Source organism: Caulobacter sp. P4_E5 (genome assembly GCF_056401555.1).
Genome location: NZ_JBFUJD010000014.1, coordinates 66,465 through 78,017, shown reverse-complemented (window position 1 = coordinate 78,017; position 11,553 = coordinate 66,465). Strand labels below are relative to the sequence as shown.

Genomic DNA, 11,553 nt, shown 5'->3' with positions numbered 1-11,553 from the left:
GGTAGGCATAGCCCAGCGTCGAAAGGATCGAACGCGCCTCGTCGACCGGCTTGGCGAACCGGTTGGCGGTCGCCAGCTGGGTAGTCAGCGAGAAGGCCGAGAGCGGACCATCGAACCCCTCCGCGCGCGCTTTCAGCCAGCGCTGGTGAAAGGGGACCGGCCCAAGGTCGACGCCGTAGCGCCCGAACGGATGGAAATAGCGGCTTCCAGGGCGGGCCCAATCGACAAAGTCGATGCCCAGCTTGTAGGTGGCCTTGGTGGCGCCAACGAACTCGGCTTCGTCCAGACCRATCAGCTCGTTGAACCATTGAATCGTCGGGATCGTCGCCTCGCCGACGCCCACCGTGCCGATCGCCTCGGATTCGAGAAGATCGATCTTCAACCGTGGTCCGAAGGTTTTGGCCAGGGCGGTCGCCGCCATCCAGCCGGCCGTCCCGCCGCCCAGGATCACTAACCGCTCAACTCGATCCATTCCCGGGCTCCCAGTTCAGACACTCATTTTCATCGTACACAGGACGAAGGGCAATCGATTGTAAAGATCATGTTCGCTTTGGTGCGGGAAGCGGCGGGCTAAGCTTGCGCAGGCCGTTTGCACCTTCCGTCGGGTGCAGGTAGCGATATCCTCGTCGATGTCGGGATCGACGGGAAAAGGGGGAAGATCTCTGGAAAAGCCAGCTCGCGTCCGCACTCTTGCCGATTTGGCCAAAATCGCCGGGGTGAATACGGCAACCGTTTCGCGCGCCCTGGCCGACAGTCCACTGGTGAAGACCGACACCAGGGTTCGGATTCAGGCGCTGGCCCAGGAGCATGGCTTTCGACCGAACCAGATGGCCAAGCGGCTTCGGACGCAACGCACCGGCGTCGTCGGTATCGTCGTGCCCCTGGGGCACGAGAAGCGTCAACACCTGTCGGATCCGTTCTTCATGACGATGCTGGGCCACTTGGCCGACGCCCTGACCGAGAACGGCTATGACATCATGCTGTCCCGCGTAATTCCCGACACCGACGATTGGCTCGAGGCCGTTATCGGTTCGGGCATGCTGGACGGCGTGCTTCTGATTGGGCAGTCGGACCAGTTCGACGTTATCGAGCGCGCGGCGGCTCACTATCGGCCGCTGGTGGCCTGGGGCAGTCATTGGCCCGGGCAGAGGCACTGCTCGGTCGGCACGGACAACTTCGCCGGAGGCCGGATGGCGGGCCAATGCCTGGTGGCCGGCGGGGCGCGCCGCACCGTCTTCCTCGGCGAGATCCGCACGCCGGAGATCGGACAACGCTATGCGGGCCTATGCGCCGCGTTGGAGGCGGAGGGGGTGGCCGCCCCGCTGCAGTTCGACGTCCACCTAGCGTCCGACGTCATGGAGCAAGAGATTTCCGCTCATATCGCCCAGCTTGGCGACGCGATTGATGGCGTCTTCGCGGCGTCAGACGTGATCGCCATGACCACGCTTCGCGTGCTCGCCGACCAGGGCGTCGTCGTTCCCGAAAAGGTCCGGGTGGTCGGCTACGACGACATACCGCTCGCCGCCCAGACGGTGCCGCGCCTGACGACGGTCCGGCAGGATATCGCCACCGGCGCCAAGGCGATGGTCGACGCCTTGTTCGCCCGCATCGCCGGCGAGGACGCCGTTTCGGTCCAGATGACCCCCGTGCTGGTCCAGCGCGATTCCGCTTAGCGGGCCGGGCGTCCATCCGGCCGGCGGGGCGGTCATTCCCAAAAGACGCGCGTCCCAATCGCCAAAATAGCGCGAAGTGGCGAGGCGTTCGAGAATGCTAACGATTGCATTTCTTCTTGCAATCCTTTGTTGTTCCGATATCCCGGCCGAATGGCCCGTGCCAGTTCAGACCTCCCTGCTGCCCCGGGCGCGAGTGACGCTCGGGGGGATCTTTTGGCTGGATCTAAAATTTTCGATGACGCCCACCGGCACCTCCGTCTCTTCCGCGCCAGATCCGCACGAGAAAAACGTCGGGCGTCGCTTTCTGACCCATTGGCCCCGCCTGAAGGCGCGGCTGACCGAGGTTTATGGCGACGATCCGCGCTGGCTGGACTTCATCACGGCGCTTGAGGATCAGGTCTGGACGGCGGCCATCGCGCGTCCGCCGGCGTTGCGCGATCTTGACGCCCGCCGCGAGGCGTCTCCAGGCTGGCTGAACGCCCCAGGCCAGGGCGTCTACACCTTCTATGTGGACCGTTTCGCCGGCGACCTGCCGGGTGTTCGGGAACGTCTCGACTACCTCGACGACCTTGGCGTGCGTTGGTTACACCCATTGCCGCTGCTCAAGCCCCGTCCAGGCGACAGCGACGGCGGCTTCGCCGTGGCCGACTATCGCCAGATCGATCCGCGCCTGGGCGACATGGACGATCTGGAAACCCTGGCCGCCGATCTGCGGGCGCGCGATATGGGCTTGATCCTGGACGTGGTCTGCAATCACACCGCCCGGGAGCACACCTGGGCCGTGGCCGCGCGGGCAGGGGACCCCGCCTATCGCGACTACTACATAATCCTGAGCGCCGAAGAGGCGGCGGCGCGCGAGAAGCATCTGATCGACGTCTTTCCCGACACCGCGCCGGGCAGCTTCACCTTCGACCCGGACATGGGGGGCCATGTCTGGACCACCTTCTATCCGTTCCAGTGGGACCTCAATTACGCCAACCCGGCGGTCTTCTCCGAAATGCTGGAGGTCCTGGCGTTCCTGGCGTCCAAGGGCGTGCAGGGCTTCCGACTCGACAGCGCGCCCTATCTTTGGAAGGCGGCCGGAACGATCAGCCGCAACCAGCCTCAAGCTCATGCGATCGTCGAGGCCTGGCATGAAGCCTTAGCCATCGTCGCGCCGTCGGTCGTGCTAGTCGCTGAAGCGATCGAAAGCCTGGAAGACGTTCTGCCGTTTTTCGGCCGGGACGGGAGCGGGTGCGACCTAGCCTACAACAACGCGGTGATGACCGCCTTGTGGGGCGCCCTGGCCGACGCCGACGCCAGCATATTCAACCGATGCGTGACGGCCTCCTCCAGCAAGCCACGCCGCGCGGCCTGGCTCAACTATGTGCGCTGCCACGACGACGTGATCTGGAACGCCTTGGCGGCCTATGCCGCGCCGGAAGACTTGGCTCGGTGGTCGGTCTTCTATGGCCAAGGCGGCGGGTTCTCGCATGGACGCGCCTTCCAGACGGCGCCGGGCGGCGTGCCATCGACCAACGGCATGGCCGCCGCCCTCGCCGGTTTGGCGCCGGGCGAGGGGCCGGGAGCTCCGGGCGCGGGTCGTCTGACGCTGCTCTATGGGATCATTCACGCTCTGGACGGCTGGCCGCTGATCTATATGGGCGACGAATTCGGCCTGCGAAACGACGAAGGCTATGCGGACGATCCGCTGCGCTCGACCGACGGACGCTGGCTGCATCGCCCAGCGATGGACTGGTCGGCCGCCGGACGCCGGAACGAGCCTGGAACGGTGGAAGCCGAGCTCTTCGCCCGTTTTCGCCACTTTGGCGCGCGAGCCAGGACGCTGGCCGCTCAGGGCGTCGACGGCCCGGCCCGCCCGATTGACCTGGGCGCGCGGGCGATCCTGGCGTTCGAGCGCGTGGAAGGCTCTCAGAGCTTGTTGTGCCTGGCCAATCTGGCGATCGCGCCGGTTGTGGCGAACCTGCCCGCGACATTCTCGGGCGCGACGCGCGAGGTGCTCACCGGCCAGGACCGGCACGGCGGTTCGATTGAACTTGGCCCCTACGACCTCGTCTGGCTGGTGACGACATGACGCGCCGCGTCGCCGCGATGGCCCGGACGCCAGTTCCATGACGACCGCCGCGCGGCGGGCGGGGACGATCACAATCGGGACGTAGTGTCCGAAACGGGGGAGGCCGACGTGACCCAGAAAACCTTGAGTGAGCGGTCGCCGAATATCGGCCTGATCAAGCTGATGACGTTCTTGATGTTCATGATGTTCGCCATGACCACCGACGCGGTGGGCGTGATCATTCCCCAGATCATCAAGACCTTCGGCCTGGATCTGACCGCCGCGGGCGCCTTTCACTATGCGACGATGAGCGGCATCGCCCTGTCGGGTCTTTGCCTGGGGTTCCTAGCGGACCGCATCGGCAGGAAGGCGACGATCATCGCCGGCTTGGTTGGGTTCGCGGCTTCCGTCCTGGTCTTCGCCGTCGCCGAACGGTTCGCTGTCTTCGTTGTTCTGTTGTTCGTATCGGGCGCGGCTATCGGCGTCTTCAAGACCGGCGCCCTAGCCTTGATCGGCGACATCTCTCGCTCGACCCGTGATCACACCGCCACCATGAACACCGTCGAGGGCTTCTTCGGCGTGGGCGCGATCATCGGGCCGGCGATCGTCGCGGCGCTGCTGGCGGCGGGGACTTCGTGGAAATGGCTCTATGTGATCGCCGGCGTCCTTTGCGTGGGTCTGACGCTCACCGCTCTGTTGATCCGCTATCCGGCGCCCCAGGGCGAGCGCGAGCCGGTCAACCTGGCTGGCGTCCTGCGTGTGGCGCGCGATCCGCATGCCTTGATTTTCAGTGCGGCCGCCATGCTCTATGTCGGCGTCGAGACGGCGATCTATGTGTGGATGCCGACCCTTCTCGCCGGCTATCGCGGCGTGGGCGCATCACTAGTGGCGTTCGCCCTGCCAATCTTCTTCGTGCTGCGCGCCGGTGGCCGGTTCCTGGGCGCCTGGATGCTGGTGCGCTTGAGATGGGCCCTGGTGCTGGCGATCTGCGCTGTGGCCATCCTGGCCTGTTTCATCGGCGCGCTCGCGGGCGGACAGGCCGCCGCGGCCGTCTTGCTGCCACTGTCGGGTCTGTTCATGTCGGTGGTCTATCCGACCCTGAACTCCAAGGGCATCAGCGGCTTTCCCAAGGCCGAGCACGGCGCGGTCGCCGGCGTCATTCTATTTTTCACCTGCGTCAGCGCTGTGATCGCGCCGCTCGCGATGGGGGTGGCCAGCGACGCCTTTGGCGGCCCGATCTTCGGCTTGGCCCTCGCGTGCGGCTTGGCGTTGATCTTAGCGGCGGCCGCTATCGCCAATGCCATTTCGAATCCGTTCGCGAAACGCCTCACAGCCTGTGACGATCGCGAGTACGGCTAGCGGCCGTTTTGCCGAGCACATCGCCGCCTGCTTTTCGCAGCGTCTCAGAAAATCGCGTTGCTCAAGTGTAATGTTATCATATAACACCTCGCTGAGTGAACGGGGTGGACTTGATGCGTATTCGAAACACACTGGCGGGAGCAGCCAAGTTGGCCGCGGTCCTCTGGGCGGGGAGTTCGGCGGCCCAGGGGACGGCTCAGCTGGCGGACGACCAAGCGGCTGATGTCGAACAGGTCGTGGTCACGGGCACGCGCTTTCCGGGCCGGATCGCCACCAAGTCTCCGACTCCGATCGATTCCATCACGATCAACGAACTGGCCCCGGGAGGGAGGGCAGACCTGGTGTCGGCGCTGAAGGTCGCCGTTCCCAGCTTCAACAGCCCCAGCCCCACGGGATCGACCTTCTCCGACTTCGCCACGCCGGTGACGCTACGCGGGCTTTCGCCGGGTCAGGTGCTGGTGCTGGTCAATGGCAAGCGGCGTCACACCATCGGTGAGCTTAACCAGAGCAACAGCCTGGGCCGCGGCGACATCACCTATGACCTCAACCCGATCCCCCTCGCGGCGATTGGACGTTTGGAGGTGCTCCGGGACGGCGCGACGGCGCAGTACGGGTCTGACGCGATCGGCGGCGTGCTCAACGTCGTGCTCGACGAGACGCTCGGAGCCTCGGCCAAGGTCACGGCTGGAACGACCGGCGAGGGCGACGGCGACATGTTCGACCTCAGCCTGGCTTATGGGGCGCCGATCGGCGACGGCGGCGTCATCCGGGCAAGCTTCCATTACCGCGACCAGGGCGGGACGAACCGCGCCGGGCCCGACACCCGCCAGCAATACCTGGGCAACGACGGTCGGACCGCCCCGTCGGCCTTCTTCGGTTCCGGAACGGGCCTGACGCCCTCGTCAGGGGCGCCGGATTCGCGCGAACGGACGATCGACAGGGACAACCTCGTGGTGATCGGGCAATCGCCGTACGAGATCACCTCGGGTTTTCTCAATGCTCGGCTTCCGGTGTCGCGTGGCCTCGAACTCTACGGCTTCGGCGGCTACAGCCGGCTGGAGGGCTCTTCGGAGGCCCTGCTGCGTCGATCGGGGCAGGACGAGAACATTCGGTCCATTTTCCCGGACGGCTATCGGCCGCGCAGCGACGTCGTCTTCGATGACTACACCATTTCGGCCGGGGTCCGCGGGGGCGACGTGGCCTCGCTCGCGTGGGATCTCTCGACGACCTTCGGCGGCTCGGAGATCGAGACGACGGCGACCAACACCGTCAATCCTTCGCTTGGCGCGACCAGTCCGACCCGCTTCAAGCGCAACGGCACGACCAACCGCCAATGGACCACCAATCTCGACTTCACGCGCGAGTTGCCCGTGGGCGGCACGTCGCCGCTGAAGGTCGCGCTGGGCTTCGAATACCGGGAGGATCACTACGCGCTGACGCCTGGCGATCCGGACAGCTACCGCAACGGCGGTGCGCCGATCGTCGGCGGCCCCAACACCGGTCGGCCAGCGCCGGTGGGATCACAGCCGGCGCCGGGGATCCGGGACACGGAGGCGCGTTCGGCGGACCGCCACAGCGTCGCGGTCTATGCGGAGGTGGAAAGAGAGCTGTTCGACCGGCTTACCCTTGTCGGCGCGCTCCGCTTCGAGGACTTCTCCGACTTCGGCAGTAGCACGGACTACAAGATCGCCGCGCGTTTCGAGCTGATGCCCGGCCTGGCCCTTCGGGCCAACTACGGCAGCGGCTTCCGCGCCCCGGCGCTGGCGCAGTCCTTCTTCAACGCAAGCTCGGTGTCGTTCGTCAACGGCCAGTCGACGACGGTGCGGATCTTCAGCGTCAACGAGCCCGGCGCCGCCCTGATCGGCGCGACGCCGCTCAGGCCCGAGACATCGACCAGTCTGTCGTTCGGCGCGGTCGCCTCGCGCGGTCCGTTCAGCGCTTCCATCGACGCCTATCGGATCGACATCGACGATCGCATCGTCATCTCGTCTCAGTTCCAGGACGCGCGCCTGACGACGCTGCTGGCCAGCAATGGCTACCCGGGCTTCGCCGCCGCGACCTATCTGACCAACGCCGTCGACACTGTCACGAGAGGCCTCGACGTCGCGGCGAGCTACCGGACGGATCTCGGGGCCTTCGGCCGGTTCAACGCGACGCTCGCCGCCAATTTCAACGAAAGCAAGCTGAGGCGCATCGCGGGGACACCGGCTCCGCTGGCCGCGCTGGGTATGACCACGCCGTTGTTCGATCTGACGCAACAGGTCCGCTTCACGGACAGTCAGCCCAAGGACAAGGTGTTCCTCAGCCTGGCCTGGGACCGTGGCCCGGTCCAGGTCCGGCTCGTCAACACGCGCTATGGCGAGGTGTCGGCCGTCGCGCTCACCAATCGAACGCCCGCGCAAGTCGCCGCGCTCAGTCCTGGGTACGACGTGCGTCGGGTTCCCGTTTCCGCGACGTCCGCGAATTCGGACCTGATCCAGACCTATGAGGCCAAGATCGTCACCGACCTAGAGGCGAGCGTTCGCGTCAGGCGGAACGCCACCGTCACGGTGGGCGTGAACAATTTGTTCGACGTGTATCCGACGGTGAACCTGCCCTCGACGGTCGCCAGCGTGTCGGCGGGAACCAACGGCGCGGATAACGGCGGCTCGGTCCGCTACAATCCGATTTCGCCCTTCGGATTCAATGGCCGAACCCTGTTCGCAAGCCTCGGCGTGAGGTTCTGAGCATGGCCGCGGTCCTTTCCCTCACAGGTGTCGGCAAGCGGTTCGGCGAGAACGCGGCGCTCGATGGCCTGAACCTCTCCTTGAACGCCGGCGAGGTGTTCGCCCTTCTTGGGCCCAACGGCGCTGGCAAGACCACGACAATCAACCTGATCCTGGGCTTCGCAAAAGCCGACGCGGGACAGGTCACCGTCTGCGGCGTCGACGCGGGACTCGATCCGATCGGCGCGAGGCGGCTGGTCGCCTACATCCCTGAACAGGTGGCGCTCTACCCCGCGATGTCTGGCCTGGCCAATCTGCGCTACTTCACCACCCTGGCGGGGCTATCCCTGGACGACTGCGCCCTGGCGGGACTGCTCGAGGACGCCGGACTGAACACTGAAGCCCACGGCCGCCCCGCGGGCGGCTACTCCAAGGGGATGCGCCAGAAGGTGGGCATCGCGATCGCCTTGGCGCGCTCCGCCAAGCTGCTCCTCTTGGACGAGCCGACGTCGGGCCTCGATCCCAGCGCCTCGGCCGAATTCTCGCAGGTCGTGCGGTCGGCCGCGGCGCGCGGCACGACGGTGCTGATGGCCACCCACGATCTCTATCGCATCCGCGAGGTCGCCGACCGCGTGGGCGTTCTGCATCGCGGGCGGCTGGTCGACGAGTTCGATCCCAGGACGCTCGACCATGTCGATCTCGAGCGCCTCTACATCGAGCGGCTGGTGAGCTGATGTTCCGTAGCCTCCGGTCCGAACTCGGTTTGCTGCTGGCCGATCCGCGCGTCCGCTGGATCGCGGCGCTGCTCGCCCTGCTGATGGCGACGAGCTTCGCTTTGGCGCTGACCGAAGCGCGAAGGACAGCTCATGACGCAAGCCGTACGCAGGCCGTCGAACGCCAACGTTGGCTTTCGCAGGACCCCAAGAACCCACACTCCGCCGCGCATTTCGGCGTCTGGGTGTTCAAGCCCTCGCCGCCGTTGGCGACCCTCGATCCCGGCGTCGAACCCTATGTGGGGCGCATGGTCCGGATCGAGGCGCACCGCGTCAACGATGCGGTTTTCCGCGCGGCGCAGGATCGAACGACGTTGGCGCGCACTGGCGCCTCCAGCGTCGCCGATATCTTGCAGCTGGTGGTCCCGTTGGCGGTGATCCTGTTGGGGTTCTCGGCGTTCGCCGCCGATCGGGAGCGCGGAACGCTCCGCCTGGCGCTCGGCAACGGCGCGCCGCCGGGAAAGCTCCTCGGCGGGCGGTTCGGCGCGCTGATGCTGGTGACGGCGGTCGTGGTGGGCGCACCGGCGCTGGCGCTGGGCGTGATCGCCAATCTCAGCATCCCTTCCAGCGGCTGGCAGTCCTGGTTGCGCCTGCTGCTGTGGGTCGGGGCGGCGACAGTCTATGCGGCGGTCTTCCTTCTGATCGTCCTGTCGGCCTCGCTCCTCGCACGAACGGCGAGGGGGGCTCTGGCGGCGTCGCTGGTGGTATGGACCCTGCTTTGCGTGGCCGCGCCGCGTCTCTCCGTCGCCGTGATCGAGGCGGTGCGGCCGACGCCGTCCTACGAACTCACCCGTGAGCGGATCGACGCGGCCATCAAACAATACAATCGGGCCGACCTCCATCAGGCGCGGCGGCAGGCGATCCTGGCCCGCTACGGCGTCACCGATCCGAACGCGCTGCCGATCGATCTTCGCGGGGCGATGCTGCATGACCGCGAGCAGCACGATTACCGCGTGTACGACCGCGAGCTCGGTGCGTTCAACGCTCAGCTCGCGAGGCGCGACCGCCTGCAGGCGATCGCGGGGGTGATTTCGCCGACGATCGCCCTTCAAACCCTCTCCGAAGGACTGGCAGGGGCGGACTTCCGTCGGCACGCGGATTTCATCCGCGCGGCGGAGGACTATCGTCGGACCCTTTCCGACACCATGAACCTCGACCTTGTCGCTCATGCGACCCGAGGCGGCCCGACCTACCTTGCTGGTCGCGAAGTTTGGGCGAAGGTGCCGGCCTTCAGCTACCGGCCGGCGCCGCTGGGGCGCGCCTTGCCCGAACTGGCCGTGTCCGCGGCGCTGCTCTTTCTCTGGCTCGCCGCGGCGGCCGCTATCGCGATCACCGCGGCTCGACGGATCCAGCCATGAGTTCCACCCTGCGCAGCCTGATCGGTCTCGAACTGCGTGAAACGGCGCGTCAGCCGCTGACGCTCGCGGTTCTGCTGCTTCTCGTGGCGGCCATGCTGGTCGGAGCCCTGAACGGGGCCGCGCGCGTGGATCGGGAACAGCGGACGCTCGCCAATGTCGCGCACGAGGAGGCCGCGTCGTTGCGGACCGTCAAGGCGGCCGCCGTCGACTATTCGAAGCCCTCTGATCTGAAGGTCGACTACCACCGCGACCCCACCGACGCCTTCGGCTACATGACCTACTTCCTGGTCACGCACGCGATCAAGCCGTCGGCCCCATTGGCGGCGCTGGCCGCGGGTCAGTCGGACCTTCAGCCCGACCAGATCCGCATAGACTTCAATACGATCTTTCCGGACGCGGCCTACGATCCGGGAAACCCGCACGCGTTGAAGCTGGGTTCATTCGACCTGGCGTTCGTGCTGGTCTTCCTGACGCCCCTCGGTTTGATCGCGCTGGCGGCGACGCGGCTGACGGGAGAGCAGGACAGCGGCGTCCTGCGCCTGATCGCCGCCCAACCGATAACGCTGCGCGCCGTGGCCTTCAGCAAGTACGCGGCCCTGGCGATCATCTCGGTCGTCGCCCTGGTCGGAGGGATGCTGGCCGCCTCGCTCGTGGCCGGCGGCGTTCGAAGCCTGGAGCTTGCGTCGATCGCGCTCATGGTCGCGCTCTGGGTGCTGTTCTGGATTGCGCTCTCCGCCGTGGTGGCCACGTTCTGGCGGGGGGCGGTGGCTTCCATCGCCGTTCTCGTTCTGGCCTGGGCTGGAATCACGGTGCTTGCGCCCGGCGTCGCCACCTTCGTGATCGATCTCGCCCATCCCGCCCCGTCGCGGATCGCCTACATCGATGCGAGCCGCCAGGCGATGGACAGGTTCTACGGTGATGAAACGGCGGCTCATTCCGCTTGGCTGCGCCAGCGCTATCCGCAACTCGCCGCCTCGAATCCGGAGGTGGCCAAGAGCCCGGACGTGAAGCGGTTTGCTCGGGACGCATTCTATCGCGACGCGCTGCGAGCGCGTCGCGCGGCGTTCTTGGCGCACAGCGACGATGTGCTGGCCTGGAGCGATGGCCTGCGACTCATCTCGCCCGCCATGATGATCGACGGGGCCCTGCAAACGGCGGCCGGGACCGACGCACGGCGCCACGTTGGCTTCATCGCCGCGACGGATGCCTACACCGAGCACTTGAGGCGCTACTTCCAGCCCCTGGCGCTCAACAACGCGGCGAACCCCATCCGCGTCTGCACACAGTGTCCCGGCCGTCTCAACTTCCTGCGTTATGAGGAGGTCCCGAAGTTCAGGCCGACCATAGATGAGCGGCCTGGCCGACAGGCGGTTCTGGCGACATGCCTGTACCTCGGGCTCCTTGTCGGCGGTCTCGCCGCGACCGCCGCCCGCCGGATGCGGGAGTGGCCGGCCTGAAGGGTCTCGCCAAGTCGCGAGGGGGCGTTCGGGTCGTCGACGCGGTTTGGGCTCATGAACATCCGCTTCGCACGGACTGACCGCAGGGGCTGGAGGTCCGCTTGCTGGCGCGACCTGGCCGGCCATTCAGACCTCCGGATCGGCAGGGAAGCGTGGAAGCGGTCACCCAAGACGG

General features: G+C 66.5%; 8 protein-coding genes. 7 read left to right on the top strand and 1 reads right to left on the bottom strand.

The window, feature by feature from the left end; genetic code table 11:
* The coding region (locus AC1DSO_RS06855; RefSeq protein ID WP_477068135.1) for a tryptophan 7-halogenase at window positions 1-472 on the bottom strand (472 nt) is incomplete at its 3' end.
* A gap of 157 nt (window positions 473-629) precedes the next feature.
* On the opposite strand from AC1DSO_RS06855, the gene AC1DSO_RS06850 reads away from it, so the two are divergent.
* From AC1DSO_RS06850 to AC1DSO_RS06820, 7 genes are all read left to right on the top strand, one after another.
* On the top strand, window positions 630-1,673 hold the full coding sequence (locus AC1DSO_RS06850; RefSeq protein ID WP_477068134.1) for a LacI family DNA-binding transcriptional regulator: 1,044 nt from the start codon (window positions 630-632) through the stop codon (window positions 1,671-1,673).
* Between the two features lie 235 nt (window positions 1,674-1,908).
* A complete protein-coding gene (locus AC1DSO_RS06845) occupies window positions 1,909-3,747 on the top strand; it encodes an alpha-amylase family glycosyl hydrolase (RefSeq protein WP_477068133.1) in 1,839 nt (612 codons plus the stop codon).
* Between the two features lie 162 nt (window positions 3,748-3,909).
* Entirely contained in the window at window positions 3,910-5,085 is a 1,176-nt protein-coding gene (locus tag AC1DSO_RS06840; protein ID WP_477068139.1) for an MFS transporter, read from the top strand.
* Between the two features lie 95 nt (window positions 5,086-5,180).
* Window positions 5,181-7,811, top strand: a complete 2,631-nt coding sequence (locus tag AC1DSO_RS06835; RefSeq protein ID WP_477068132.1) for a TonB-dependent receptor plug domain-containing protein — start codon at window positions 5,181-5,183, stop codon at window positions 7,809-7,811.
* 2 nt (window positions 7,812-7,813) lie between these two features.
* Entirely contained in the window at window positions 7,814-8,524 is a 711-nt protein-coding gene (locus AC1DSO_RS06830; protein WP_477068131.1) for an ABC transporter ATP-binding protein, read from the top strand.
* Window positions 8,524-9,921, top strand: coding sequence for a DUF3526 domain-containing protein (locus AC1DSO_RS06825; RefSeq protein WP_477068130.1), 1,398 nt, complete (start codon window positions 8,524-8,526; stop codon window positions 9,919-9,921). The genes AC1DSO_RS06830 and AC1DSO_RS06825 overlap by 1 nt, the downstream gene beginning before the upstream one ends.
* Complete coding sequence (locus AC1DSO_RS06820) at window positions 9,918-11,378, top strand: ABC transporter permease subunit (RefSeq protein WP_477068129.1); 1,461 nt, start codon at window positions 9,918-9,920, stop codon at window positions 11,376-11,378. Before AC1DSO_RS06825 ends, AC1DSO_RS06820 begins: the two co-directional genes overlap by 4 nt.
* Window positions 11,379-11,553 lie beyond the last annotated feature (175 nt).

Coding starts and splice junctions, on each gene's coding strand:
- AC1DSO_RS06850 (WP_477068134.1), top strand. CDS start 630: ATGTCGGGATCGACGGGAAAAGGGGGAAGATCTCTGGAAAAGCCAGCT.
- AC1DSO_RS06845 (WP_477068133.1), top strand. CDS start 1,909: ATGACGCCCACCGGCACCTCCGTCTCTTCCGCGCCAGATCCGCACGAG.
- AC1DSO_RS06840 (WP_477068139.1), top strand. CDS start 3,910: ATGACGTTCTTGATGTTCATGATGTTCGCCATGACCACCGACGCGGTG.
- AC1DSO_RS06830 (WP_477068131.1), top strand. CDS start 7,814: ATGGCCGCGGTCCTTTCCCTCACAGGTGTCGGCAAGCGGTTCGGCGAG.
- AC1DSO_RS06825 (WP_477068130.1), top strand. CDS start 8,524: ATGTTCCGTAGCCTCCGGTCCGAACTCGGTTTGCTGCTGGCCGATCCG.
- AC1DSO_RS06820 (WP_477068129.1), top strand. CDS start 9,918: ATGAGTTCCACCCTGCGCAGCCTGATCGGTCTCGAACTGCGTGAAACG.